Origin of the sequence: Tianweitania aestuarii (genome assembly GCF_018457165.1) — a bacterium.
Taxonomy (GTDB): Bacteria; Pseudomonadota; Alphaproteobacteria; order Rhizobiales; family Rhizobiaceae; genus Tianweitania; species Tianweitania aestuarii.
In genome coordinates this window covers 362052-388606 of the sequence record NZ_JAFMNX010000001.1, presented here as the reverse complement: position 1 = coordinate 388606, position 26555 = coordinate 362052, and the positions used below count along the sequence as shown (strand labels likewise).

Below are 26555 nucleotides of genomic sequence, written 5' to 3'. Positions count from 1 at the left end.
TCTGCCAGCAACAGCCGGCACCGCATCCATTGCAAGGCTGATCCTGCTGTATGTCTGAAGACAAGTTGGTGGCACCCACCTTCCCGGTGACCGCCCGATTCCCCGATGATGCGAAAGCAGAGATTCAGCCTTCGGTGGTGGCCGTGGGCGATGTGCCAGTGAACCTGGTTGTCGTCACCCGCATCGCCCAGCGTGCCAGGCTGCACGCCGTCGCCTTGTCGCCGAACGACGCCATCCGCAGTTTGCCGGTTCTAAAGCCGATGATCGTGATCCTCGATGGCGGCGTCGACGATCGCCAATATGATGCTCTTCTGGATGTGATCCGCGACAACCGCCAGAAGAACGGCCAGGGTCATCCGCGCCTGCTTTACCTGTCCGCCGGTCAGGCAAAGGAAGCGCAGTCGCGCCGCCATCCCGTGTTCGACGCGGTGGTGAGCAAGCCAATCCTGCCGGAGCGGCTGGAAGCGGCTTTATCCCAGTTGGCCGGGCAAAGCCGGTAAGTCCGCGCGCGGCCCGAGCCGACACCATCCGCTCGCCTCGATAACGCGCCGTTTGCCTTGCGCGTCGCCACGCCTTCCATTCACCGACGCGCGTCCGCTATAGTGTCGCCAAGTCCAACTGATCGGTGATTGATGCCCGTTGCCAAGAAAGATGCCAGGTCCTCCAAAAAGGCCAGCCGCATCGAACCGCCTGCCTTCCTGAAGAACCTTCGTGGTGTGAAGACCTGGAAAGAAGCCACGGACTGGCTGGAATGGCGTGGAATCGAGGACATCGAGTGCATCACGCCCGATCAGGCCGGCGTGGCGCGCGGCAAGATGATGCCGTCGAAGAAGTTCACCTCCAACACGTCGCTGGCCCTGCCCTCGGCCGTGTTCATGGCGACGATCTCCGGTGGTTATCCCGAAGACGGCAATGGCTTCACCTATCCGGAAGATGATGGCGACCTGAAGCTGATGCCCGATCTCAGCACGCTTTCGGCCGTGCCCTGGGAAACCGACCAAACGGCGCAGGTGATCTGCGATCTCGTGCATCAGGACGGTCGTGCCGTGGAATTCACGCCGCGTAACGTGTTGAAGCGCGTGGTGGAAGCTTATGCCGAACTCGGCTGGAAACCGGTGGTGGCGCCCGAAATCGAGTTCTACCTCGTCCGCAAAAACCCCGATCCCGACTATCCGCTGACCCCGCCAGTTGGACGTTCGGGACGACCGATCGGCGGCGGTCAGGGCTATTCGATCGCGGGCGTCAACGAGTTCGACGAGCTGATCGACGACATCTACCACTTCTCCGAAGGCCAGGGCCTCGAAATCGATACGCTGATCCACGAAGAAGGCGCGGGCCAGCTGGAGATCAATCTGCGCCATGGCGATCCCGTGGAACTGGCGGATCAGGTCTTCCTGTTCAAGCGCACGATCCGCGAGGCAGCCCTTAAGCACGAGACCTATGCGACCTTCATGGCCAAGCCCATTCAGGGCCAGCCGGGTTCGGCCATGCATATCCATCAGTCGATCATCGACAGGAAAACCGGCAAGAACATCTTTGCCGCCGCCGACGGCGCGGAAACGGATGCCTTCCACCACTTCATCGGCGGCATGCAGCGGCATGTGCCGAACGCGCTGGTAATGTTTGCGCCTTATGTGAACTCGTATCGCCGTTTGACGCAGGCGGCGTCCGCCCCCGTCAACACCAAGTGGGGCTACGACAACCGCACCACGGCCTTCCGTGTGCCGCGCTCGGATCCCGGCGCGCGCCGCGTCGAAAACCGCATCCCGTCATCCGACGCAAACCCCTATCTCGCGCTGGCCGGTTCGCTCGCCTGCGGTTTGATCGGCCTGCGCAACCAGATCAAACCGGATGCACCGGTCGGCCGCACCGTCAACGACGACCGCATCGAACTGCCGCGCAGCCTCTTGGAATCCGTTCAGCTGTTCGAAGCCGACGAGGAACTGAAAGCCCTGCTCGGCGCCCAGTTCGTCACCACCTATGCCGCCATCAAGAAGGCCGAGTTCGAGACCTTCATGGAAGTGATCAGCCCCTGGGAGCGGGAATATCTGTTGTTGAATGTGTGAGGTGGGTGAGGCGAATAGGCGAATAGGCGAATAGGTGAGTAGGGCAGTAGGGCAGTAGGGCAGTAGGAACATGTCTGGAACGATACAGTCCTACAAGGATTTGCTTGTTTGGCAGCAGGCAATGGATCTTGTGGTCGCTGTTTATACGCTTACCAAGACATGGCCAAGGGACGAGACGTTCGGTCTAACCTCGCAAGCAAGACGAGCAGCGACTTCGGTTCCTGCAAACATCGCGGAGGGCTTCGGACGTGAGAATCGAGGTTCATACCAGCAGTTCCTACGGATCGCGCAAGGATCCTTGAAGGAGCTGGAAACCCACCTGCAGATTGCACAACGCGTCCAAATGTCACCTCGCATGCAAATTGAGCCGTTGCTCCAACAGGCCGAAAGTGTCGGCAAGCTAATTCGCCTTCTTATCCGTAAGCTCTCGGAGCCAAGGTCATGACGAACATACTGCCCTATTGCCTTACTGCCATATTGCCCGCGCAATGACCTCTTCCCCCATCTCCCCCGGCCTCTCCTGGTACGAAGCGAGCCTTCCTGACCGACCGAGCTATCCCCAGCTCGACGGCGACAAGACTGCCGATGTCGTCATCGTCGGCGGCGGCTTTACCGGTCTGTCGGCAGCCGCACATCTCGCTAAAGCCGGTGTCGATGTCGTGCTCATCGAAGCGCATCGCTTCGGTGATGGCGCTTCGGGGCGCAATGGCGGACAGCTTGGAACGGGTCAGCGATCCTGGCCGGAGGAGATGGAAGCAGAGCTCGGCTTTACCCGTGCCAAGGCGCTGTTTGATCTAGCTGAAGAAGCCAAGGCGCATCTGCTGGATTTTGCTTCCGCCAACGCGATCGACATCGATTATCGTCCGGGCCAGCTCTCGGTGGCGCACAAGCCGCGCTATGCCGACGTCTACAAGAAGCATGTCGATCTCATGGGCGAGCGCTTCGGTTATCCGCATCTCACTTTCATGGACGAAGCCGAGACGGCGCGCAGGCTTGGCAGCAAGGCCTATTTCGGCGGCGCGCGCGACACCGGCACGGGCCACATCAATCCCCTGAAACTGGTGGTCGGCACCGCGCGCGCGGCAGCGCAAGCCGGAGCGCAGTTGTTTGAGACTACGCGTGCAACCGGCGTTTCGAGCGAGAACGGCAAGGTCATCGTCAAAACAGCGCATGGCACGATCACAGCCGCCAAGGGCCTGCTCGGCGTCAACGCCTATGGCGGCGATCTCGAGGCGAAGAGTGCGGCGCATGTCATGCCGATCGGCTCGTTCATTGGCGCCACGCCGCCGCTCGGCGACGACAGCCCCGTTCTGCCCGGCGGCGAGTCCGTGGACGATTCCCGCTTCGTGGTGCGCTACTTCCGCCGCTCCGCGGATGGCCGGCTTTTGTTCGGCGGCCGCGAGGTCTACGGCAAGCAGGATCCGTCGGACCTGGGATCCGGCATCCGGCGCCAGATCGCCGAGCTTTATCCCGCCCTGCGCGATGTCGAGATCACCCATGCCTGGGGCGGCTATGTCGGCATCACCATGCCGCGCAAACCGTTTATCCGCGAAGTCATGCCGAACATCATCTATTCCGGCGGTTATTCCGGTCATGGCGTGATGCTGTCGAACTTCATGGGCAAGCTTTATGCCGAGGCGGTCGCCGGCAATCGCGATCGGCTGAAGATGATGGCCGATCTCAAGATCCCGGCCTTTCCCGGCGGACGACGCTTCCGCGCCCCGCTCCTGTTTCTCGCGCTCAACTGGTACGCGCTGCGCGACAGGATCTGATCGGGAACGTTTTGGCAGGTTTGAAGCTTATCCGAACGACCCAATTTTCGGAGTGCTTCCATGAAAAAACTGATCTTCGCCGCGCTCGGATATGCCGCCTATCGCTGGCTCTCCGCACCATCGAGCCAATCTTCTACCGGCCCTGTCGAGCGTGATCGCTCGCCCAACAGCGATTTCGACGCCAGCCTGTCGTCGCGCGAGCGCAGACGCGAGCGTCGCCAGCGCGAGCGAGACGAGCAAGATGCCCGCTCCAAGTCCGGCGGCTTCAACCCCCAGGGCACACCCGAACACCAGGGCAATACCGGTGACGTGACCTATCGCGTGGTCGAGCATGATGAAGGCTGGGCCTACAAGGTCGGCGACGTGTTCTCCGAAACCTTCCCGACCCATGACGCCGCCAAGCAAGCCGCCGAAGCGGCTGCGCGCGCGCAGGAACAGGCGGGCGAGCCCGAGCCGATCGAATATCAGGACGAAGCCGGCAAATGGCGCCAGGAAGAATCCGACGGTCGCGATCGCCCGCATACCGACGTCAAGGACACGCAGCCCCGCATGGGCTGAGCCCGTCCTGCTCGAAAGAAAAGGCTGAGGCTCCGCGCCTCAGCCTTTTTGTTTTCAACCGTGGTTGAACACGATCGTCTTGGTTGCGGACATGTCGTAGAGCGCTTCGAAGCCCTTTTCGCGGCCATGACCGGACTTCTTGAAGCCACCGAATGGCAGTTCGATGCCGCCGCCCGCGCCATATCCGTTGACGAAGACCTGTCCGGCGCGCACGCGTTTGGCCATGCGATGCTGGCGACCGCCATCGGCCGTCCAGATGCCGGCAACGAGACCGTAATCCGTGCCGTTGGCAAGCCGCACCGCTTCTTCCTCGCCTTCAAACGCAAACAAGGTCAGCACCGGGCCGAACACTTCCTGTTGTGCGATGTTGGCGGATGGATCCACCGATCCGAACAGAGCCGGCGCGACATAGAAGCCGTCTTCGGGCGCCGAAGCATCGACGCTGCCGCGTGCAAGCACCGACACACCCGCTTCTTCAGCCGCCGCAATGAAAGCCTTCACCTGCGTCTGCTGCTTCTTGTTGACCATCGGTCCAAGATCGCCATCCGCATCATGCGGACCGGCGACGAGCTTGCTGAAGCGTGCCGCGAGTTCGGTGGCAACGGCTTCATAGATCGGCTTTTCGATCAGAACCCGGCTGCCGGCCGAACAGGTCTGGCCACCGTTCTGGATGATGGCGTTGACGAGAACCGGCAGCGCCTTTTCCAGATCGGCATCGGCGAACACGATCTGGGGCGACTTGCCGCCGAGCTCCATCGTCACGCCGCGATTGTTGATCGCCGCCGCCTGCTGGATCGCCGTTCCGGTCAGGGTCGAGCCGGTAAAGGTCACGTAGTCGATGTCGGGATGGGCGGACAAGGCCGCGCCCGCATCGCGGCCATAGCCGGTCACGACGTTGAACACGCCTTCGGGAAAACCGGCTTCGAGTGCGAGTTCCGCAATGCGGATCGTGGTGAGCGATGCGTCTTCGGCCGGCTTCACCACCAGCGTGTTGCCCATGGCGAGTGCGGCACCCGCAACGCGCGCCAGGATCTGCATCGGGTAGTTCCAGGGAATGATGCCGGCCACCACGCCATGCGGTTCGCGAAGCGTCAGCGCCGTATAGCCATCGAGAAACGGGATCGTATCGCCATGGATCTTGTCGGCCGCGCCGCCATAGAATTCATAATAGCGCATGGTGGCGTTCACATCCGCCTTGCCCTGGCGGATCGGCTTGCCGGTGTCGCGCGATTCCAGCGCCGCAAGCTCGTCGCCATTCTTCTCGATCAACTGTCCGAGCTTGGTCAGCAAACGGCCACGTTCGAAGGCCGGCATGCGGCTCCACGGGCCGGTCTCAAAGGCTTGGCGCGAAGACTGGACGGCACGATCCACATCGGCGGCACCGGCGGCCGGGATCGATGCGAACACCTTGCCGTCGGATGGCGAAACGACGTCGATGCGCGCGCCGCTCATTGCGTCGGCCGGCTGGCCGTTGATCACTTGCATGAAGGCGCGGCCTTCCGCGACCGTGCGTGAGGGATGCTGACCCATGGGGCTCGTCTCCTGTGTTTGCTGGCTTCTGGTGCAACAAAACAAGCGGCCTGTCATCCGCAACTTCACCTTCGCCCTGGCCAGTCTCGCGGAAATGTGGGGCCAGACCGGTTGGCTATCAGGCATCTCGACCTTATGTCTCCTCCCAGGCGGCCTCTAGCAATTTTTAATCGATTAGATTAGACGTCAGACATTCTTGGAAAGCTTTGCCCATGACCAGCCAAACCATTCCGGTCGAACCATTCGACTTCATCATTTTCGGTGCAACAGGCGACCTCGCCGAGCGAAAACTCCTGCCCGCGCTGTTCCAGCGCCAGGTTGCCGGCCAGTTCCTTGATCCCAGCCGCATCATCGGGTCCTCGCGAACCAAGATGAGCGACGAGGAGTATCGCGACTACGCGAAAAAGGCGCTGCAGGAGCATGTGTCTGCCGAAGAACTCAGCGACGAAGCGCTCGATACCTTCCTCAAGCGCTTGAGCTATGTGGCGGCCGACGCAACCACCGGCGAAGGCTTCGACGCGCTCAAGACCTCGATCGGCGAAGACGATGTGATCCGCGTCTTCTACCTCGCGGTTGCCCCATCCCTGTTCGGCCTTCTCGCCAAGCAGATCGCCGAGCACGGCCTCGTCAACGACAAGGCGCGCATCGTGGTTGAAAAGCCGATCGGTCGCGATCTCGCTTCCGCCAAGCAGCTCAACGACACGATCGGCAGCGTGTTCAAGGAACGCCAGATCTTCCGCATCGACCATTACCTCGGCAAGGAAACGGTGCAGAACCTGATGGCGCTACGCTTCGCCAATGCCCTGTTCGAGCCGCTTTGGAACAACGCCCATATCGACCACGTCCAGATCACGGTGGCCGAACAGGTCGGTCTGGAAGGCCGCGCGGGCTATTATGACAAGGCCGGCGCGCTGCGCGACATGGTCCAGAACCACATGCTGCAGCTCCTTTGTCTCGTCGCGATGGAAGCGCCGCCGACGATGGACGCCGATGGCGTGCGCGATGAAAAGCTGAAGGTGCTGCGCTCGCTCCAGCGCATCAACGGCCAAACGGCCGGCAAGCTCACCGTGCGTGGCCAGTACCGTGCAGGCGCTTCCGCCGGCGGTCCGGTGAAGGGCTATCTGGAAGAGCTCGAAGGCGGCGAAAGCAACACCGAGACCTTTGTTGCTATTAAGGCCGAGATCGCCAACTGGCGCTGGGCCGGCGTGCCCTTCTATCTGCGCACCGGCAAGCGCCTGGCATCGCGCGTGTCCGAGCTCGTCATCGAGTTCAAGCCGATCCCTTATTCGATCTTCGGCGAGCATGCCGGGCAGGTCGTCGCCAACCAGCTGGTGATCCGCCTGCAGCCGGATGAAGGCGTCAAGCTCTGGCTGATGATCAAGGACCCGGGTCCCGGCGGCATGCGCCTGAAGCACGTCCCGCTCGACATGAGCTTTGCGGAAGCCTTCAACGTGCGGAACCCCGACGCCTATGAACGGCTGATCATGGATGTCGTGCGCGGCAACCAAACCCTGTTCATGCGCCGCGACGAGGTCGAGGCCGCATGGAACTGGATCGACCCAATCCTGGAATCCTGGGCCGACAACAATCAGGACGTCCAGGGCTACACCTCCGGCACCTGGGGCCCGTCCTCCGCGATCGCGCTGATCGAGCGCGATGGCCGCACCTGGCATGAGAGCACCTGAACCATGACAGTGGATCCACGCTGGCACGATTTCGCATCGCCCGAACAGCTCGCCGAGCAGTTCGCCGAGGACGTCGCGAATTTCCTGAAGGTCGCGATCAGCCAGCGCGGTCATGCGCTGCTTGCCCTGTCCGGCGGCACCACACCGGCACCCTTCTTCCGCCGCTTGGCGCAGCACGATCTCGATTGGTCGAAGGTCGTGGTGGTGCCGGTGGATGAGCGCTTCGTGCCGGTTTCCTCGGAGCGCTCCAACGAAAAGCTCATCCGCGACAATCTGTTGACGGGCAAGGCGGCGGATGCTCGCTTCACGCCGCTTTACCACGACACGGCCACCCCGAATGAAGCCGCCGATCAGGCAGACCGTGCGGTGGCCGACCTGTCGCTGCCCTTCGACGTGGTAGTGCTTGGAATGGGCGGCGATGGCCATACGGCCTCGTTTTTCCCGGACTCGCCCGAACTGGTTGATGTCACCGATCCCTCCGCAACGCGCCGCGTGGCGGCTGTTACGGCTCCCAGCGCGGATGAACCGCGTCTCACCCTTACCCTGCCGCTTCTGCTTTCAGCCGGTCTTCTCGCCCTGCACATCGAAGGCCAGGAAAAGCGCGGCGTTTTCGAAGCGGCCCTGGCGCAACCCAACCCGCAGGAGAAGCCCATCAGCGCCGTGCTTCTTCATGCGGCCACGCCGCTCCACATCTACTGGGCGCCAAAGAAAGGCGAAGTGTCATGACTGTCCGCAGCGACGTCGCAGCCATCACCGACCGCATCCGCGAACGCTCCAAGCCGAGCCGCGAACCCTATCTCGACCGCCTCGATGCAGCCGTCAGCAAGGGCGTGAACCGCTCCGTCCTGTCTTGCGGCAACCTCGCGCATGGCTTTGCCGCCTGCGCCCCCTCGCCCAAAAACGCCCTGAAGGGCGACACGGTCGCCAATCTCGGTATCATCACCGCCTATAACGACATGCTGTCGGCGCATGCGCCTTACGAGACCTATCCGCAGCTCATCCGCCAGGCCGCCACTGACGCCGGTGGCGTGGCGCAGGTCGCTGGTGGCGTTCCCGCCATGTGCGACGGCGTCACGCAAGGCCAGCCCGGCATGGAACTGTCCTTGTTTTCGCGCGACGTGATTGCGATGGCCGCCGGTATCGGCCTGTCGCACAACATGTTCGATGCGGCCGTTTACCTCGGCATCTGCGACAAGATCGTGCCCGGTCTGATGATTGCGGCCATGACCTTCGGCCATCTGCCGGCCGTGTTCATTCCCGCCGGCCCGATGCCTTCCGGTCTGCCCAACGACGAAAAGGCGAAGACGCGCCAGCTTTATGCCGAAGGCAAGGTCGGCCGCGCCGAGCTGCTCGAAGCGGAATCCAAGTCCTATCATAGCCCCGGCACCTGCACCTTCTACGGCACCGCCAACTCCAATCAGATGATGATGGAGATCATGGGCCTGCATATTCCAGGCTCGTCTTTCGTCAATCCCGGCACGCCGCTGCGTGACGCGATGACCCGCGAAGCCGCCCAGCGCGCTCTTGCGATCACGGCACTCGGCAACGACTTCACGCCGGCCGGCAAGATGATCGATGAACGCTCGATCGTGAACGCGATCGTCGGCCTCCATGCGACCGGCGGCTCCACCAACCACACGATCCACCTGATCGCGATGGCCGCGGCTGCCGGCATCAAGCTGACCTGGCAGGACATCTCGGACCTTTCGGACACGGTGCCGCTTTTGGCGCGCGTTTATCCGAACGGTCTGGCCGACATCAACCACTTCCACGCAGCCGGAGGCATGGGCTTCCTGATCCGCGAACTGCTCGATGCCGGCTATCTCCACGAGGATGTCCGCACCGTCTGGGGAGAAGGTCTGCGGTCCTACACGATCGATCCTAAGCTCAATGCCGATGGCACCGTGTCGCGCGAACCGGCGCCTGCCGTCAGCGGCAACGAAAAGGTGCTGACCACCGCTCCGAAGCCGTTCCAGGCAACCGGTGGCCTCAAAGTGCTCAAGGGCAATCTTGGCCACGCGATCATCAAGACTTCGGCCGTGAAGCCGGAAAAGCGCTTCGTTGAAGCGCCGGCCATCGTGTTCGACAGCCAGGAAGAGTTGAACCAGGCCTTCAAGACCGGCGAACTCGACCGCGACTTCATCGCGGTGGTGCGCTTCCAGGGCCCCAAGGCCAACGGCATGCCGGAACTGCACCGCCTCACCACCGTGCTCGGCGTTCTGCAGGATCGCGGTCGTCATGTCGCGCTCGTCACCGACGGCCGCATGTCGGGCGCCTCCGGCAAGGTGCCGGCGGCGATCCACGTCACGCCGGAAGCGCTCGATGGCGGTGTGATCGGCCGCATCCAGAACGGCGACATGATCCGGCTCGACGGCGAAGCCGGAACGCTGGAAGTGCTCGTTTCAGCCGAAGATCTGGCGGAACGCCCGGTCGAAGTGCCGGACCTCAGCGCCAACAGCTTCGGGATGGGCCGCGACCTGTTCGCCGGCTTCCGCCAGCTCGCTTTGCGCGCCGACGAAGGTGCCTCGAGCTTCGGCGTCGCCGCCTAGAACACGAGCCTAGTCGCGCAGCTCGATGCTGCGCTTCTTGGCGGCATCGACCGCTTCCACCAGAAGCGTCTTCAACCGGTCGCCTCCCATCAGCACGTCGAGTGCGGCGGCCGTCGTCCCATTCGGGCTGGTGACGTTTTCGCGCAGCTTGCCCGGTTCTTCCTCGCTGTCGGCTGCCAGTGCGCCCGCGCCATAAACCGTCTGCATGGCGAGAAGCTTGGCGACATCGGATGGAAGCCCGGCGGCTTCCCCGGCTGCCGTCAAAGCTTCGATGAAGTGGAAGATATAGGCCGGGCCGGACCCCGAAACGGCCGTAACCGCGTCCATCAAATCCTCATTTGGGATCGTTGCGACCGCGCCATTTGCCGAAATCAGGTCGCGCACGAAGGTGTCCTGGTCTTCCGTCACATGCGCGTTGGAGAACAGAACCAGCATGCCTTTGCCGATGGCAGCCGGCGTGTTGGGCATGCAGCGGATCACCGCAGCATCCGATCCGAGCAGGCTTTCGAACACGGCAACCGGCGTTCCGGCCGCAATGCTGAGGATCGCCGCGCCCATTTCCGCGAAGCGCTGATAGGCCGGCACAACAGCTTTCATGACCTGCGGCTTTACCGCGAAAATCACCAGCTTGGGCTGACAATCCGCAGGAATTTCAACGGCATCCGCGTAAACCGAGACGCCCAGCATCTGAGCCCGCGCCCGCAGGCTTTCATTGGGTTCGACCACCGCAACCCGCGCCGCCGGAATGCGGCCGGCCTTCACCCAACCCGCGAGCATCGCATAGCCCATATTGCCGCAACCGGCGAGGATGAGGTCGATCGCCATTCCAAGAACTCCCGTTTGTTTCAGCGGCAATAACCGCGAACAACCCTTCGTGTCACGCCTTTACGGGAAACCGCGCCGTCATCCGCAACCCAAGCACCCCGAACACGAACAACAGCCAGACCGGATCGGCACGGCGGAAAAAGAAGCTTTCAAGAAAGGCGTTGAGGCAGGTGAAAAGCACGATCATCATGAAGAAATCGGCGAGCAAGACGTTTTCGCGCTTCAAAGGCGTGCGGGCGAAATCACGCGCCGGCGCCAGAACGAAGGCGACGATTGCGATCAGAAGCCCGGGCACGCCGATCGACAGCGCCACATCGATGTAACCGTTATGGCCATGCACGATGGAGCCGAGATCCCAAGCGCGATCAAAGGGTTGGAACTGCTCGGACACGATGCGCGTCGTCCAGAAGCTTTCCAGCCCGTAGCCGCTCCAAGGCCGCTTGGCGATCATCTGGCCGGCGAACTCCCAGATCGTGGTGCGGCCGGTATAGGTCAGATCCGGAAAGAGCTGCTGCATCAGCGCCTTGACCGGTTCGATGAACACCATGCCGAGCGTCAGGAGAGCGGCACTTGCGACGGAGCCGACCAGTAGAAACGTCGTCAATCCGCGCAGTCCGAACAGAGTCGGACCGGCAACGAACAGGATGGCGATGGGTGCAAGGCCGGTGGTGGTCTTGGAGTCCGTCTTGAACAAAAAGAAGAAGGCCGTGACGAAGAGAACCGCACCCGCCGCCTGCCAGCCGCGCCGAAAGAGGTAGATGCCGGCAAAGCTCAAACAGGCCATCACCGGGCCGGCGATGTTCTTGTGCGCATACAAACCGCGCCATGAGCCCGCATTCTGCGGCTCGAAATTGTCCACCGGCGTGATCGCGATATCCGGATAGATCACAAGGCCGATGTAGCAATACGCGACAACGCCGAGGCTGACCCAGGCCAGAACATGGGAAAAGGCATCGGCACCACGCGGCAAGGTCAGCACCGCCGCCATGCCGAGAATGCCCACGATCGTGAACAACACGGCGCGCAGGGCCTGTCCTGGATCGAGCGCGTTGGACACGGAAACGAACAACAACGCGAGAAGGATCAACCACCAGGGACTGAGCAGCGCGGATGCGACACGTCGATCCACATAACAGAACAAGCCGAAGATCGCGCCAAGCGCCACGCAGCCGTAACCCGCCTGATTGACGAAATCGCCACCCGCATCCGCCTGGCCGGCCGGCGTGAACGGCCTGAACGAAATGAGAAGCGCGGCAAAGATCGCCATCGCCAGCAGCATTGCGATGCGATGAGCCGGAAAGGCGTGGACGATCTCTTCGCGAATGGTCGCGAAAGAAGGATCAGTTCTTTTCAGGCTGCCGATATTGCTCATTCTGATAGCCAAAATGAGCCAGCACGCGGCCAAGTGCAATGTAAAGCCGGTATTGTCCCGTCACCACCGAGCCTTTCGCGACATCGCGTGCGGCCCGAAACGGAGCGGCAGCAAGCAGCGCCGTGCTCTTGGCAAAGGTCCTTGCCTCGCCGAACGGCTCTTCGGCGCGCTTGCGCTTTTCCACCAAGGTGGAGATCACGCCGTTACGCAAGGAGCGCGCTCGGATCCAGTCAGCCTGAAGGCGGCGTTCGGGAACCGTTTCATACACGCAGGCTTCCTCGCACCAGGCGAGCTTGAAGCCCTTGGCGGCGCAGCGGCTGAGCAGATCGGAGTCGCCACCGCCCAGGAAGTTGAAGCGCGGATCGAAGAAGGGCTGGTCGAGCGCCTGCAGCACATGCTTGCCGATCAGCAGGTTGCCGGAGGAATACAGCACCGGAACGAGCCCGCTTTTTTGATGCGTCGGCTTGAACACCGGGTGCTTTTCGAAGCGGCTCTTGCCGGGATTGACGAAAACCGGATGCTGCGGACCGCCCACGAGATCTGCACCGAAGCGATCGGCCGCAGCAATCATGCGTTCGACCCAATGAATATCGGCGACTTCATCATCGTCGATTATCAGGACATGACGGAAGTCGGGATAATGCTGGAGCGCGGTTTGAAGACCGGCATTGTAGGCGCAGCAATTGCCGCGATCATGCGCGATCACCACCATGCCCTGCATGTCGCCGGCTTCAAACAAGGGCGCGGCCACGGCAGCGCCTTCGCGGCCTTCCGCCTCGTTTTCCATGATGATCACGGCGAAGCGGCGTACGGTTTCCTGCGCCTTGAGGGATTGCAGTGTCTTCAGAACATGGTCGGGACGGCGAAAGGTCGGGCAGATCACGACCGCCTCGATGCCTTCAACGGGGTGAGGCGAGCGCGCGACGAGCGAAATGCCAGGCAGGATTCCGGACGCGTTCATACCCCAACTCCTCTTTGCCTCTGGCTCGGGCATATCTCCGCCGTCCGGCACAATGGCAAACCCTTGCTCAAGGTGCATGCACCCGCTTCCCTTGAGGAAGGGTTAAACAACAAACGACAGAAGCCCTGCCAACAGGTAAGTTCTGCGATTGGCAGTCTTTTTGCAGCTATGGTTTAAACAAGCGTTCATTGCGCCAAAATAGGACGGTGGAAACAGGACGAGTGGAATGCATCTGGTCTTCGTGACGTCGCTCGTTCCCGATGGAACACTCACAACCGGCTATGAGATCGCGAATGCCGCGATCATCGATGGTCTGCGTCGCGCGGGCGTCAAGGTCAGTGTCGTGGGCTTCACCTGGCCGGGCAAGCAACCGATCGATCCGGACAACACCGTGCTTCTCGGCTCCGTGGATGTGCAGACCCATACAGCCTCCGCCAAACAGCGCCTTTTATGGCTGGGGCGCGCCATCGTTGAAGGCCACACCTTCTCTTCGGTGAAACTGCGCAAGGCCGGTGAAGCGCGTGTGCGCCAGGCCTTGCAGAAGCTGGAGCCTTTCGACGGCTATGTGCTGAACGGCGTGACGCTTGCCGGCGCTTATCCGGAGCTGTTTCGAAACAAGCCATCGATCTTCGTGGCGCATAATGTCGAGCATCAATCCGCGACGGAAAACGCGGCGGCGGCCCGCTCCCTTGTGGAACGGCTGCTTTACACGCGCGAGGCCCGGCTCCTGAAGCAGCTTGAAGCAAAGCTGTGCGGCCAGGCCGATTTCGTGTTCACGCTCGCCGAAGACGATCGTGCGCCGCTCGGGATAGCGGATGATCGTCTATCCGCCACCCTGCCGCTGACCACACGCAAAACGGCGCCCGCCCCGCTCCCCTCACGCCAGCCCACCTATGATCTGGCGCTGATCGGCACCTGGACATGGCAGCCGAACCGGATCGGCCTCGACTGGTTCCTCCAGCGCGTCGTGCCTCATCTGCCCGACGATATGACGGTGAAGATCGCCGGCCATGCACCGCCAGGCTTGCGCTCCGATCATCCCGGTGTGCAATTCGTCGGGCGGGTTAAGGACGCGACCGACTTCGTGCGCGGCGCCAAGGTCATTCCGCTGATCAGCCAGGCAGGAAGCGGAGTGCAGTTGAAGACGATCGAGACCTTCGAACTCGGAATGCCGGCGGTAGCCACGCGCTCTTCCCTGCGCGGCATTGCCGATGTGCCGGAAAACTGCACCGTGGCTGATGATCCAGCAGCCTTTGCGCTTGCCCTCACCCATGCCACGCGTCTGCGCCTGCCAGAGGGTGACGGGCGCGGCTTCCATGCAGCGCAGATGACAGCGATGGACCGGCAGATCCTACGAGGATTGGCCGCCTTGTCGTTCGCCCTCCGGAGACAGGCAGCGTGACAATCCTACCTTCCTCGCCTGCTTTCCTTGCCACCCTGCCGACCCGCGACATCCTGGGCACGCCCGTTGCGGCACTCGGCTGGCAGGAAGCGATCGACCTGCTCGATCGGGCCGTCAGCGAGAAACGCTTCACCCGCGTCGGCTTCATGAACGCGCATAACGCGAACCTGACTGCTGGCAACACCCGCTATGCCGCCATCCTCAGGGACTTCGTGGTTTTGCCGGATGGCATCGGTGTCGACATCGCCTCATCCGTTCTGCACGGCTCGGCGTTTCCGGCCAATCTCAATGGCACCGACTTCGTGCCGGACTGGCTGGTGAAAGCAAAGACGCCAATGACGGTGGCGCTGCTCGGGGCCAGCCGCAAGAGTGCCGAAAGCGCGGTGGTTTACTTCACCAAGCTGGCGCCGCAGCACCGCTATGTGTTCATCCATGATGGCTTCTTTGACAAGAAGCAGGAACAAACCATCCTCGCCGATCTCGCCGCGCTGAAGCCGGACGTGCTGTTCGTCGCTATGGGCGTGCCCCGTCAGGAGCTGTGGATCGCCGATCATCTCACGGCGGATCATTGCACCCTGCCGATCGCGGTGGGTGCACTGTTTGATCTCGTCAGCGGTGCGGTGCCGCGCGCACCGGTGATGGTGCGCAACATGCGGATGGAATGGGTTTATCGCCTCGCCGTGGAGCCGCGCCGCCTGTTCCGGCGCTATGTTCTGGGCGTGCCGGCCTTTCTTTGGCGCGTGATGCGGCAGCGTCTGCCGCTTGGTGGGCGCTCGTGACCAACAGCCAGCCTGGCATCGTGAACACGACAGCACCGGGTCAAAGCGCTGCCATCGTAACGGCGAGCTACGGGCCGGACTTCGAACGCTGTCGTCTGCTTTGCGAAACGATCGACGCGCATGTCACCAACATGGCGCATCACTACATTCTGGTAGCGCATAACGACGTTCAGCTATTCCGGCAGCTGCAGGGACCGAAGCGCACGATTGTCGATGAACGCGATCTGCTGCCATCCTGGCTGCATGCGCTGCCCGATCCCACCAGCCTTTTCACCAAGCGCATCTGGCTGAGCACCCGCACCATGCCGCTTCGCGGCTGGCATGTGCAGCAGCTTCGCCGCATCGCTTTGCACGCGGCGATCGAAGAAGATGCGCTGATCTATGTCGATTCCGATGTCGCCTTCATCAGGGACTTCGATTGCCGGAGCATGTGGCGCGGAAGCAAGCTCCAGTTGTTCCGCCGCGATGACGGTCTTGCCAAGAGCAAGCGGCGCGAGCATTTCCGCTGGTCGCCCAACGCAGCCCTTGCGCTCGGCATCGAGCCGCCGACCCTGTCACCACATGACTACATCGTCACGCTGATTTCATGGCGCCGGCAAAGCATCCGCGCGATGTGCGAGCGGATCGAAGCCGTTCATGGCCGCCATTGGGTGGAGGTGCTGGGCTCGCAGCGCCAGTTTTCCGAATGCACGATCTATGGCCGCTATGTCGACGAGATTGAGGGCCTGGAGCACCACTACCACAGCGACCGCGAGCTTTGCCGTGTATACTGGTTCGGGCCGGAACTCTCGGCCGGCGGTCTGCGGGATTTCGTGCGGGGCATGGCCGCACATCAGGTGGCGATCGGCATCCAGTCCTTTACCGGCACGGACATCAACCAGATCCGCGCAACGCTCGACCTCGCCTAGATCAGCTTGGCGGGTTTGCGCAGTGCCGTGTAGGTCAGCACGGCCGAGATCCCGTAAAGCAGCGCAAACCCGCCGTTCAACCACAGCGTGAGGATAGCGGGGTCAGCGGCTTCGGCAATCAGCACGGTCAGGATTGCGAGCTTTGCTCCGGTCAGGATCAGGAGGTTGATCGCGCGGCGCAGCGTTTGCCCGCGGGCAAACAGCAGTTCGGAATGATATTCGGTGAGATTGCGGAAGCCGGGTATTGCGAGCGCCAGCATCACGAGACCCGCCGCCGCCGCGACATTGCTGCCAAGCGCGTTGGGGGCGACAGCAAGGATCAAGGCCAGAACGAAAAGCGCTGCGGTGGATAACAGGAACACACCGGCCTCCAGACCGATCCTGACACGCCAACGCTTCATCATGTCCGGAAGCCGCATCAGGCGCTGCACCAGCATCATCGTGAAGGTGCGGATGGGAATGGCGGTCAGATCCACCAGCCGCATCAGGATCGCGTAGATGCCAGCGAGTTCCGCGCCGCCCAGCGAAAGAACGAGCAGCTTGTCGAACTCCATCTGCAGGTAAAACAGCAGCTCCGCGCCGGCGACGTAAAGCGCGTCCGGCAGGCGCTTCCAGTAATAGCGCGGACGGATCTGCAGCCGCATCGGTGGGGTGAAAACCAAGATGGCGATCAGCAGCGCAGCGGCATTGGCGGCAAGATAGAAGTGCACCCACTCCGCCAGAGCAAGTCCATGTCCGGCTGCCGTCAGTGCGAACATACCTGCCGCCGCGGCTCGCAGCACGGTTCCGAGGATCACCAGCAGCGAAGCGCGGCCGAACCGGTTCATGCCATTGTTGACGATCACGATCGTTTCCGCTGGCCGCCACAACAGCGCTTCGGCAATCACGATCTCGGCAAAGATGATCGGGTTGAGATCACCGCCGAAGAACAGTGCGAACACAAGAGCACTGCTCAGCGCCAGGACCGGCAGGGATAGCGCGCCCATCATGAGGAAACCACCGGCAAAGATGCCGATCAAACGGGGCCGCACTGTCGCCACGCGGTATAAGGGCGCTGTGAAGCCGAAGCCGAGAATACGCGACAACATCACGCCGGCCGCCGACGCCGTGGCGAACAGGCCGAATTCCGCGATGGTCAGGGTGTTGGCCAGCGCCACGAAGTAGATCAGCGAAAACACCAGACGCCCGGCCGAACCGCTGATGGCGGTGAGATAATCGCGCGCAACGGCACGCTGCGCCCAAAGCCGTGACACGGCGCCGGCGACCCGTTGTTGTCCGCGTGGGGAAAGGCGTTGAACCATCGGCCGTCTTTAGCAGGCGGTGCTTAACGCGCGGTTTGGCAGCTAAGCCTCTGTTCCACTAGGCGCTCGCGTTGACAAACAGGATCGGGCGCTCTCTATCAACGGCATCTTGAAGCCCGCCCAAGGATGCCCCCCATGCTCAATGTCGCGCCAACCGGCCTTGCCCGCGATCTCGCAAAACGCGCCGAAGAAGGCCGACCCGTTCGCATCGGGCTGATCGGCTGCGGCGAAATGGGCACCGACATCATCACGCAGGTCGCGCTGATGAAGGGGATCGAGGTGGCGGTCGTCGTGGACCGCAGCGGCACGCGCGCCTGGGATGCGGTGCGGATCGCCGAACTCGACCGGACCAGCGCCGAAGAAGCCGGTGATGCGGCAAGCGTGACGCGTGTGGTGGAAGCCGGCAAGATGGCAATCGTGCGGGATGCCGAACTGGCTTTGTCCTGTGCGCTCGTCGATGTCGTGGTGGATGCTACCGGCAAACCCACTGCGGGGGCCGACCTAGGCATGCGCGCGATGGAACATGGCAAGCATCTCGTTATGATGAATGTGGAAGCCGATGTCACGATCGGCGCTTATCTGCGCCAGACCGCCGACCGGCTCGGCGTGATCTATTCCGTGGGCGCCGGCGACGAGCCCTCTTCCTGCATGGAGCTGATCGAGCTGGTTTCCGCTCTTGGCTACACGGTGGTCGCCGCCGGCAAGGGCAAGAACAATCCGCTCAACCACGACGCCGTGCCGGACGATTATCGCGCCGAAGCCGAGCGCCGCAACATGAACCCGCGCATGCTGGTGGAGTTCGTCGACGGCTCCAAGACCATGGTCGAGATGTGCGCCATCGCCAACGCCACGGGCCTCGTTCCAGATAAGGCCGGCATGCACGGCCCAGCCGCTACGCTCGAAGACCTGCCGAAGGTGCTGTGTCCGGTCGAAGACGGCGGCGTTCTGTCGAAGAAGGGCGTCGTCGATTTCTCCATCGGCAAGGGCGTCGCGCCCGGCGTGTTCGTGATCGCCGAAATGGCGCATCCGCGCCTCAGCGAGCGCATGGAAGACCTCAAGCTCGGTGAAGGTCCCTACTTCACCTTCTACCGCCCGTTCCACCTCACCAGCCTCGAAGTGCCGCTGACCTGCGCCCGCGTCGTGCTCTACGGCAAGGCCGACATGGTGCCGCTCGACCGCCCGGTGGCTGAAGTCTGCGCCGTCGCCAAGCGCGACTTGGCAGCAGGCGAACACTTCGACGCCATCGGCGAATACACCTACCGCTCCTGGATCATGACGGCCGAAGATGCGCGCGACGCCCGCGCCGTTCCTTGCGGATTGCTAGAAGGCGGCACGGTGCTCACGCCGATCAAGAAAGGCGAGCTGATCACCTACGCCAACGCCAATCCCGACCGCACGACGCGCCTGTTCGAGCTCAGGCAAAAACAGGACGAGATGGTGTTCGGGAGCTCTGTTGCGGGTTAGTCGATTTTCGCCAGGCTGGATCTGCAATCGCGCTTCCCGCCCTCGCAAATTCCGACCAGGCGAAAACAAGGAAGCAGATCTGGTACACGAATTCCTGCATCTCACCGTAGTTGATCGGGACGCCTTGGGAGTTGTGGTAGTTCACGGAAAACAGGATTTGGAAGAAAACGAAACAGGCGGCGAACAGCATCGACACCGCTAGCGGCGGCACCGGCAGTTCAATGCGGTCGATCGTCGTCTGAACGGCCTTAACACCCGCATAGGCCGTCGGCAGTACGACAAAGTAAAGCGCGAGCAGCGTGATGCCGATGTCATGTGCCCGCAAATGGATGAAGCCCATGTTGTGCAGGTTGGTTTCCGACTGCTGATTGGCCGAAAAGACTTCCGGGGTCGTCCAGGCGAAGAAGCTCTGCCCCCAGCTGATCTCTTCCATTCCGATCATGAAGAAGCCGAGCGCCAGAAGGCCGCACCAGAAAGCCAGAGCCTTTGCCTGGCGCTTGAAGTATCTGGCACAAGCAAGAGCAAGCATAATTGTCGCTCCGATGCAGGACGCAAATCCAATCAGTTCAAATGGACCATTCTCTTTCATGAGATAGGCCGCAAGCTCCCTGTCGCGATGCAAAGCAAAGCTCACAGCGATCATCGTCACCACCAAGCCGAGAAGCAATGCGAGGCAAGTACCTTGCAAAAATCGGCCTGGACGTCCCATCTGCAACACGTCGTATTTCCTTCATGTAACTGTCATGAAGGGCCCTAGGGTATATTAGTTACTCAACACAAGGCGCGCAGGTCGCTCGCCCACATGAATCCACAAGGCTCCCTTACGCGAACAGCATGGTCGAAGCAGGTGAGCCCGGGGACCAGCTTGTTCAATAAGTCGTGCGTCGCTCCTCGCTCGGCGGTCGCCCGAATTGCAGGCGGTAGCTCTGGGCGAAGTAGGAGTGGGAGGTAAAGCCGGTCGCGATGGCCACGTCGAGGATCGGCATGTTGGTTTGGCGCAGCAGTTCGCGGGCGCGTTCCAGACGTAGGCGCATGTAGTAGCGGCCGGGCGTCATGTTGAGGTGACGTAAGAACAGCCGTTCCACCTGGCGCACGGACAGGCCTGCCGCCTTTGCGAGCTGAACGGCCGAAAGCGGCTCGTCCAGCTTGTCGGCCATGAGTTCGACGATCTTGCGCAGCTTTTCGGATTTGCCTGTCAGATCGCGTTCGGGGCCGATGCGCTGGCGGTCGCCGGCAGAACGAATGCGCTCGTGCTGGAACTGGTTGGCCACTTCATTGGCCAAGCCCTGCCCGAAGTCGCTACGCAGGATCTCCAGCATCAGGTCGATCGAGGTCGTCCCGCCGGCACAGCTGTAGCGCTTACGGTCGATCTCATAAACATTGCCGGTACATTCGATGTCGGGAAAGCGCTCGCGAAAGCCGGCGCGGTTTTCCCAATGAATGGTGCAGCGATGCCCCTCGAGCTGCCCGGCTTCCGCGAGAAGAAACGAGCCGGCCGACAGTGCGCCCATGGCGCCGCCTCGACGTCCCCAGCTGCGCAGCGCCGCAAGAATTTTGCTCTTGCCGGGAAAATCGGTGCTGAGACCAAGGCAGACGAACAGGATGTCGGCCGGCGGAATGTCGGCGACGCTGTAATCCACCTTCAACGGCAAACCGTTGGAAGCGATTACGCCTTCGCCATCGGCGGAAATGGTGGTCCAGCGATAGAAGTCATGGCCCAGCATCCGGTTGGCCGAACGCACGGTGTCGATGGCTGCCGCCAACGAAAACATCGCGAACTTGTCGACCAGCAGAAAAGCGAAGTGCCGGCCACCGCCAGCGGGATCAGACATTCCAGTGCATCCTAAGCCGCTCTTGGTGCGGCGACATGATTGGAGGTGAGGCGCTCAGAACTGCGGTGCTGGCTTGCCGCAAGACCGGTAAGCGGAGGCCAGTGTGTTCGCCATCAGCATAGCGATCGTCATCGGACCGACGCCACCGGGAACCGGCGTGATCGCACCCGCATGCTCGGAAGCCTCGGCAAAGGCGACGTCGCCTACCAGGCGCGCTTTCTCGCCTTCAGCCGCAACCACGCGGTTGATGCCGACATCCACCACGGTCGCACCCGGCTTGACCCAGTCGCCCTTGACGATCTCCGGCCGACCAACGGCGGCCACCAAAATATCGGCGGTGCGGGCGAGTGCTGCGAGATCTTTGGTGCGGCTGTGGGCGATCGTGACCGTGCAATTAGCGGCGAGCAGCAGATTGGCCATCGGCTTGCCGACGATGTTGGAGCGCCCGATCACCACGGCGTTCAGACCGGACAGGTCCTTGCCATGAACGCGTTCGATCAGGATCATGCAGCCGGCCGGCGTGCAGGGCACGAAGGCGGTGTCCAACTCGCCGACGCCGATCTTGCCGACATTGGTGAAGTTGAACCCGTCGACATCCTTCTCGGCGTCGATCGTCTGGATCACCTTCGCTGCGTCGATATGGGCGGGAAGCGGAAGCTGAACGAGGATGCCGTGGATTGCCGGATCGGCGTTGAGCTTTTCCACCAGTTGGAGAAGATCGGCTTCGGACGTTTCAGCCGGCAGCGTGTGCTGCTCGGAATGGAAGCCGCATTCCTTGGCCTTGCGGGATTTGGAATTCACGTAAACCTGGGAGGCGGGATCTTCGCCTACGATCACCACGGCCAGGCCCGGTTGCACGCCACCACCTTCAAGAAGGCTCGTTGTTGCGTCCTTCACCTTGGCGACGACCTCTTCGCCAACCAGCTTGCCGTTTATGACTTCAGCCATAACCTTCTCCACCTGCAGACCGCCTATTCGATTTAGCGTGTCATGGGCGATAGCACTTCCACGGCAACGGCGCGATATGCCGCTTCCGCAATGCTGAGCCCTTGCCTGCTTGTTTTTACGGCCGCTGACGGTTCTGCTTCAGCTCTTCTACCGCTTCCCGAAACTCGCGCAGGCTGGCGCGGATTTCTTCAACCGCCGAGCGCTCGAAGCTGTTGGCGGGTTGCGCGCGTTGCGGAGGATCAACCCGCTGCGCGGACTGCGCAGCATAGGCCGAAAGAGGTGGAACCGTTTCCGGACGACGCCATCCGGTTTGCGCCGATGCCGCCCCTTGTCCTCTCTGCCCCTGCCTTTGCGCTCCCTGCCACGGAAACTGCGGCGCTTCGGCTCGTTGAGTGGGCGTGGATGCGGGAGCGGGCCGTGCTTCTTCAACCGGGCGCGCCGATGAACGCGTCACCGGCAACGCGGAAACAACCGCCGGCCTGACACCGCGACGTTGGCGCGAGCGGACAACCGTGTTCTGGCGCAAACTGTCCCACACGCCGCGCAGCAGCGCCAAGCCGATACCGGCGGCCAGTCCCATGATCAGCCCGATGATCACGATCTTGGAACGCGACAGGCCGCTTGATTGCAGCGGCGCGGTGGCCGGCGAGATGATGTTGATGTTGGCGGTGTTGATGTTTTCCTGTTCGCCCGTTTCGCGGCTGCGCAGCAGGTAGGCTTCATACACGGCCCGCTTCGATGCCGCGTCGCGCTCGAGTTCGCGCAAGGTCACGCGCTCGCTGCTGAGATCGCCTTGGCGGGTTTTCAGCGTTTCGAGCCGCTCGGCAAGATCGCTTTCGAGCCGCTCGGCGCGGCTGAGTTCGACCTGAACGGAGCTGTTGATGCGCCGCAGCTCCTGCGCGATCTGGTCGCGCGCGCTTCGCAGCTGAACATCCGCCGCCAGGCGCTGGGGATGGCGCGGCCCGAGCCGTACGGCGAGACGGTCCGCTTCCTGGCTCAAGGCCGCATATTGGCCGCGCAGCTGGCCCAGCACCGGCGAGTTGACCTGCTCCGGCAGGATACCGCCAACAACGGCATCGACATTCAGCGTGCCGACGGTTGCCGCACGGGCTCGCAGTTCCGATGTCCGGGCGCGCGCGACCGAAAGCTGGTCGTTCAGCTTGAGGATCTCGTCGTCGGTGATCAAACGGCCTTGCGCGTCGACAATGCCGTTTTCGGCCTTGAACGCTTCGACCTTGCGTTCCGCATCTTCAACCGAACCGCGTAACTCATCCAGCCGACCGGTCAGCTCGCTGGTTGCACGGCCAGCCGTTTCAGCCTGGAACTGCGCGCTGGTTTCGAGAAACGCCGCCGACATCGCATTGGCAATGTCCGCCGCCTTCTCGGGATCGCGCGCCCGCGCCCAGATCGTCACCACGAAGGTGCTGCTGTCGCGCGTAACCGACACATGGCGCGACAGGTTTTCGACCGTAATGGTTCGCTGAATGCGCGGGTTCGGCGCGCCATCGCTTGGCGGCGCCAGAAGAGCACGCAGCTGGTTCAACGGGTTAAGATCGATGCCGCCGTCTTGTCCGTTGAACTCGGGATCGTTTTGAAGGCCGAGCTCGTCCACGACCTTGTTCAGGACATTGCCCGAGGTCATGATCCGCATCTGGTTCTGGATCAGCGCCAAGGCGGCATCGGACGACAATCCGGACTGGCTGATTTCACGATCCACGATCTGGAGATCGCGCGGATCGATCAGCAGGTCGGTTGCGGCTTCATAAATTTTCGGCGTGTTCAGCGCGATCAGAACACCGAGCGCGGTTCCCGCGACCGTGCATAGGAGAATGGTCCAAGGCGAGCGGACCACCCGCATCAGAACGGTGCCCGGATCGATCAGCGGACGCCATGCGTCGTCGTCAGCCGGGGCGGCAACGGGCGTAGCAAGGGACGAGCGCGGCAGCAGGGCTCCTGGTGCAGCCGAAGGGGCTCGGAAAGCAGGTTTGCTCTCCGCGCGCTCTTTCTTCCGCGAGAACCGCTCACGCAAACGCCCGAGCGGCCCCTTTCGCCTCGACGCATCGTCGCGCGGGACGGCAGACGGTTCACCGGCGTCCGAAGTCGCGGCATGCGCGTCTGCAGCGTTCGCGGCCGCATGGTCGCTGGTTCGTGACGTCGAAGGATGGGAAGCGGATGAGCCACGGATGCTCAGAAGCGATGACGCTGTGCGCGTCCGGGAACTGGCGTTCCCGCGATGATCGTCATCGGCATCAAACATCGCGCGCGCAGTTCCGGCCTCGGGCTCGTGAAGTTAAAGCACCTTGAACAAGCTTGGAAAAGAAAAGGTTAAGCCAGATAACGCGAATGTCACCATCTTGATGGATGTGGCTCGCACGTGCCCCCAACACCCATTATAGAGGTCACCACAAGCTGCAAGGACAGGCTCAGATGGCGGTACTGGTTACGGGCGGAGCGGGTTACATCGGCAGTCACATGGTCTGGGAGTTGCTTGACGACGGAGAGGATGTCGTCGTTCTGGACCACCTGTCCACCGGCTACGAATGGGCCGTCGCGCCCGAAGCCGTTCTCGTGGAAGGTGACGTTGCCGACAAGGACCTGCTGGCAAGACTGATCGGCGAACACGACATCGACGCCATCATCCACTTTGCCGGCTCCGTTGTGGTGCCGGAATCGGTCGCAGATCCGCTCGGCTACTACGAAAACAACACCTCCAAATCCCGTACACTCATCGAAAGTGCCGTTCGCGGCAACGTTCCGCACTTCATCTTTTCCTCCACGGCTGCCGTTTATGGCGGCACCGGCAAGGAACCGGTCAGCGAGGACATGGCGAAGGATCCGGAATCGCCCTACGGCCGTTCCAAGCTGATGACCGAATGGATGCTGCGCGACACCGCTGCCGCTCATCCCCTCACCTTCACAGCCCTGCGCTACTTCAACGTGGCGGGCGCTGATCCGAAAGCGCGGACCGGGCAATCAACGCCCGGCGCAACGCACCTGATCAAGGTCGCCTGCGAAACGGCGCTCGGCAAGCGCGAAAAGATGAGCGTGTTCGGCACCGACTACGACACGGCGGACGGCACCTGCGTGCGTGATTTCATCCATGTCTCGGATCTTGTGGCGGCGCATCGCCTCGCCCTGAAGCGGCTTCGATCCGGCGCCGACAGCATCATCGCCAATTGCGGTTACGGCCATGGCTATTCCGTGCTCGACGTGATCGACAGCGTGAAGCGTTTGAGCGGGGTCGACTTCAAGGTTGAACTAGCGGGTCGGCGTCCAGGCGACACGGCCGCGATCGTCGCCAATGCGTCCTTGGCGCGCGCGGAGCTCGGCTGGCAGCCGAACTACGACGATCTCGATACGATCGTTGGACACGCACTGGCCTGGGAAACCACGCTCGGGCGGCGCAATGCCTTTACCCCTGCCCCGACCGCCGCAATGACCGTCTGATCATCCACTCGGATCGCAAACGAAAAACGCCTGCCGCGGGAGGAGGTGCGGCAGGCGCTTGTTCGATGCGATCACTCAGGGAGGAGGTTGAGCGACCGTGACGTCTGTATAGACGATGCCCGATTATTGCGCAACTGGAAAGTTGCTTAATTCCTAAGCGCCCCTGGAAGTTGCCTGGCGCTTAGTTCAAACCCGGCGCGCGGCGGAGCGTCGCCTGCGTTGCGGCCGGCAGCATCGCTGCTGTGTCATCCATCAAAATTCCGGTGTGCTCGGCGAAGCGCAGAAACGCGGCATGGGCGTCTTCCGGCTTACCTTCACCGTTCAGTGCAGCACGGCAGGCATCCAGCGCCGCTGCATGCGGCAGGCTACGCGGAGAAGCCGGCCACTCCGCGACCATCTCATAGGCGGCCATAACCGTTGGCACGACGCGAACGAATCCGAGACCAACAAGCACCGCAACAGGTTTATCGAATGACTGGGCGTTCATGGGTCTTCCTTACACGCGTTCAGAAACTTTCCTTAGAAGTCCACAATGAAGAGAATGTTCCACCACCGACGCAAATCTTAACGTCCCAACCGAAATCGCATGCAACCACGCTGAATGCCGCGCCCGCAGTTTGTTTGGGGATCACCATTGCCGTGACCGTTCCTTGACTTAAGTCGTTCTTGTACCAAGGCTAGGGGCGAGCCTGGCAGCGGCTGGGCAACAGGCTCTTCAAGTAAACGGGAAATGGAGGAAGCGGTGAGTTCTCTTCAATCGAGATCCGTCACGCGCCAGCGCGGCGCAGGCTACTGGGCGGTTGTAGCGCTCGGCATCGTTCTCATTCTCTTCGGCCTGCCGATCTTCGGCGGCGGCGCCTATCTGATGGCGCTTGGCGGCTCCTGGTACTACGTTTTCGCAGGCTTCGGGTTGCTCATGACGGCCCTTTACCTGTTCCGCGGCTCGCTTGCCGCCGTGTCGATCTACCTCCTCACCTATATCGGAACGGTGATCTGGGCCTTCTGGGAAGCCGGGTTCGACTGGTGGGCCCAGGTGCCGCGCCTCGTGGCGCCGACCGTGATCCTGATCCTGGTGCTTGCAACGATGCCGGTTCTGTCCCGGTTGTCGCGCCCGCGCCGTCGGCGTTGATCGTCGCCCTTTCGCTCATTCGAGGAT

The 26555-nt window shown here is 62.1% G+C and carries 24 protein-coding genes; 14 read left to right on the top strand and 10 right to left on the bottom strand.

Annotated features, from left to right (window positions below; genetic code table 11):
* Positions 1 to 50 precede the first annotated feature (50 nt).
* The 5 genes from JYU29_RS01890 (at position 51) to JYU29_RS18250 (ending at position 4396) form a co-directional block, all read left to right on the top strand.
* Complete coding sequence (locus JYU29_RS01890) at positions 51 to 500, top strand: hypothetical protein (protein ID WP_213983078.1); 450 nt, start codon at positions 51 to 53, stop codon at positions 498 to 500.
* A 132-nt stretch (positions 501 to 632) separates the two neighbouring features.
* Positions 633 to 2066, top strand: a complete 1434-nt coding sequence (locus tag JYU29_RS01885; protein WP_213983077.1) for a glutamine synthetase family protein — start codon at positions 633 to 635, stop codon at positions 2064 to 2066.
* Between the two features lie 70 nt (positions 2067 to 2136).
* Positions 2137 to 2511 (top strand): four helix bundle protein, encoded by a 375-nt coding sequence (locus JYU29_RS01880; RefSeq protein WP_213983076.1) that lies wholly within the window; start codon positions 2137 to 2139, stop codon positions 2509 to 2511.
* Positions 2512 to 2554: 43 nt separating this feature from the next.
* Positions 2555 to 3838, top strand: a complete 1284-nt coding sequence (locus JYU29_RS01875) for an NAD(P)/FAD-dependent oxidoreductase (RefSeq protein WP_213983075.1) — start codon at positions 2555 to 2557, stop codon at positions 3836 to 3838.
* A gap of 60 nt (positions 3839 to 3898) precedes the next feature.
* On the top strand, positions 3899 to 4396 hold the full coding sequence (locus JYU29_RS18250; protein ID WP_250157141.1) for a hypothetical protein: 498 nt from the start codon (positions 3899 to 3901) through the stop codon (positions 4394 to 4396).
* Between the two features lie 54 nt (positions 4397 to 4450).
* Here JYU29_RS18250 and JYU29_RS01865 read toward each other — a convergent pair whose 3' ends face one another.
* Positions 4451 to 5926: an aldehyde dehydrogenase family protein gene (locus JYU29_RS01865; RefSeq protein ID WP_213983074.1), complete on the bottom strand. Its 1476-nt coding sequence runs from the start codon at positions 5924 to 5926 to the stop codon at positions 4451 to 4453.
* A 212-nt stretch (positions 5927 to 6138) separates the two neighbouring features.
* On the opposite strand from JYU29_RS01865, the gene zwf reads away from it, so the two are divergent.
* Genes zwf through edd form a run of 3 tightly spaced genes read left to right on the top strand, consistent with a single transcriptional unit; the run spans position 6139 to position 10160 of the window.
* Positions 6139 to 7611, top strand: a complete 1473-nt coding sequence (zwf, locus tag JYU29_RS01860; RefSeq protein ID WP_213983073.1) for a glucose-6-phosphate dehydrogenase — start codon at positions 6139 to 6141, stop codon at positions 7609 to 7611.
* A gap of 9 nt (positions 7612 to 7620) precedes the next feature.
* Entirely contained in the window at positions 7621 to 8337 is a 717-nt protein-coding gene (pgl, locus tag JYU29_RS01855) for a 6-phosphogluconolactonase (RefSeq protein WP_431192832.1), read from the top strand.
* Positions 8334 to 10160, top strand: coding sequence for a phosphogluconate dehydratase (gene edd, locus JYU29_RS01850; protein ID WP_213983071.1), 1827 nt, complete (start codon positions 8334 to 8336; stop codon positions 10158 to 10160). Before pgl ends, edd begins: the two co-directional genes overlap by 4 nt.
* Positions 10161 to 10169: 9 nt before the next feature.
* On the opposite strand, the gene proC is transcribed toward edd, so the two are convergent.
* Genes proC through JYU29_RS01835 form a run of 3 tightly spaced genes read right to left on the bottom strand, consistent with a single transcriptional unit; the run spans position 10170 to position 13318 of the window.
* Positions 10170 to 10985, bottom strand: a complete 816-nt coding sequence (gene proC, locus JYU29_RS01845; RefSeq protein WP_213983070.1) for a pyrroline-5-carboxylate reductase — start codon at positions 10983 to 10985, stop codon at positions 10170 to 10172.
* 52 nt (positions 10986 to 11037) lie between these two features.
* A complete protein-coding gene (locus JYU29_RS01840) occupies positions 11038 to 12357 on the bottom strand; it encodes an O-antigen ligase family protein (RefSeq protein ID WP_213983069.1) in 1320 nt (439 codons plus the stop codon).
* On the bottom strand, positions 12326 to 13318 hold the full coding sequence (locus tag JYU29_RS01835; protein WP_213983068.1) for a glycosyltransferase family 2 protein: 993 nt from the start codon (positions 13316 to 13318) through the stop codon (positions 12326 to 12328). The genes JYU29_RS01840 and JYU29_RS01835 overlap by 32 nt, the downstream gene beginning before the upstream one ends.
* A 226-nt stretch (positions 13319 to 13544) precedes the next feature.
* On the opposite strand from JYU29_RS01835, the gene JYU29_RS01830 reads away from it, so the two are divergent.
* Genes JYU29_RS01830 through JYU29_RS01820 form a run of 3 tightly spaced genes read left to right on the top strand, consistent with a single transcriptional unit; the run spans position 13545 to position 16407 of the window.
* A complete protein-coding gene (locus JYU29_RS01830; RefSeq protein ID WP_213983067.1) occupies positions 13545 to 14720 on the top strand; it encodes a glycosyltransferase in 1176 nt (391 codons plus the stop codon).
* Complete coding sequence (locus tag JYU29_RS01825; protein WP_347879831.1) at positions 14717 to 15499, top strand: WecB/TagA/CpsF family glycosyltransferase; 783 nt, start codon at positions 14717 to 14719, stop codon at positions 15497 to 15499. Before JYU29_RS01830 ends, JYU29_RS01825 begins: the two co-directional genes overlap by 4 nt.
* The gene (locus JYU29_RS01820; protein WP_213983066.1) at positions 15496 to 16407 is read left to right on the top strand and encodes a DUF6492 family protein; all 912 of its coding nucleotides are present in this window, start codon (positions 15496 to 15498) and stop codon (positions 16405 to 16407) included. Before JYU29_RS01825 ends, JYU29_RS01820 begins: the two co-directional genes overlap by 4 nt.
* Here the strand turns inward: JYU29_RS01820 and JYU29_RS01815 are convergent.
* Complete coding sequence (locus JYU29_RS01815; protein ID WP_250157139.1) at positions 16404 to 17708, bottom strand: lipopolysaccharide biosynthesis protein; 1305 nt, start codon at positions 17706 to 17708, stop codon at positions 16404 to 16406. The two genes, JYU29_RS01820 and JYU29_RS01815, sit on opposite strands and share 4 nt — an antisense overlap.
* A 135-nt stretch (positions 17709 to 17843) precedes the next feature.
* Between JYU29_RS01815 and JYU29_RS01810 the strand changes: the two genes are divergently transcribed.
* Positions 17844 to 19172 (top strand): NAD(P)H-dependent oxidoreductase, encoded by a 1329-nt coding sequence (locus tag JYU29_RS01810; protein ID WP_213983065.1) that lies wholly within the window; start codon positions 17844 to 17846, stop codon positions 19170 to 19172.
* On the opposite strand, the gene JYU29_RS01805 is transcribed toward JYU29_RS01810, so the two are convergent.
* The 4 genes from JYU29_RS01805 to JYU29_RS01790 all read right to left on the bottom strand — a co-directional run bounded on the left by JYU29_RS01805 (position 19123) and on the right by JYU29_RS01790 (position 23810).
* Positions 19123 to 19890: a hypothetical protein gene (locus JYU29_RS01805; protein ID WP_213983064.1), complete on the bottom strand. Its 768-nt coding sequence runs from the start codon at positions 19888 to 19890 to the stop codon at positions 19123 to 19125. The two genes, JYU29_RS01810 and JYU29_RS01805, sit on opposite strands and share 50 nt — an antisense overlap.
* A gap of 151 nt (positions 19891 to 20041) precedes the next feature.
* Positions 20042 to 21004, bottom strand: a complete 963-nt coding sequence (locus JYU29_RS01800; RefSeq protein ID WP_213983063.1) for a GlxA family transcriptional regulator — start codon at positions 21002 to 21004, stop codon at positions 20042 to 20044.
* Positions 21005 to 21058: 54 nt separating this feature from the next.
* The gene (gene folD / locus JYU29_RS01795; RefSeq protein ID WP_213983062.1) at positions 21059 to 21952 is read right to left on the bottom strand and encodes a bifunctional methylenetetrahydrofolate dehydrogenase/methenyltetrahydrofolate cyclohydrolase FolD; all 894 of its coding nucleotides are present in this window, start codon (positions 21950 to 21952) and stop codon (positions 21059 to 21061) included.
* Positions 21953 to 22067: 115 nt separating this feature from the next.
* Positions 22068 to 23810, bottom strand: coding sequence for a GumC family protein (locus tag JYU29_RS01790; protein ID WP_213983061.1), 1743 nt, complete (start codon positions 23808 to 23810; stop codon positions 22068 to 22070).
* 569 nt (positions 23811 to 24379) lie between these two features.
* Here JYU29_RS01790 and galE point away from each other — a divergent pair.
* Positions 24380 to 25399: a UDP-glucose 4-epimerase GalE gene (gene galE, locus JYU29_RS01785; protein ID WP_213983060.1), complete on the top strand. Its 1020-nt coding sequence runs from the start codon at positions 24380 to 24382 to the stop codon at positions 25397 to 25399.
* A gap of 181 nt (positions 25400 to 25580) precedes the next feature.
* Here galE and JYU29_RS01780 read toward each other — a convergent pair whose 3' ends face one another.
* Positions 25581 to 25886 (bottom strand): DUF982 domain-containing protein, encoded by a 306-nt coding sequence (locus JYU29_RS01780; protein ID WP_213983059.1) that lies wholly within the window; start codon positions 25884 to 25886, stop codon positions 25581 to 25583.
* Between the two features lie 255 nt (positions 25887 to 26141).
* Between JYU29_RS01780 and JYU29_RS01775 the strand changes: the two genes are divergently transcribed.
* Positions 26142 to 26528 carry a hypothetical protein gene (locus JYU29_RS01775; protein ID WP_213983058.1) on the top strand — a complete coding sequence of 129 codons (387 nt, stop codon included), beginning with the start codon at positions 26142 to 26144 and terminating at the stop codon, positions 26526 to 26528.
* Positions 26529 to 26555 lie beyond the last annotated feature (27 nt).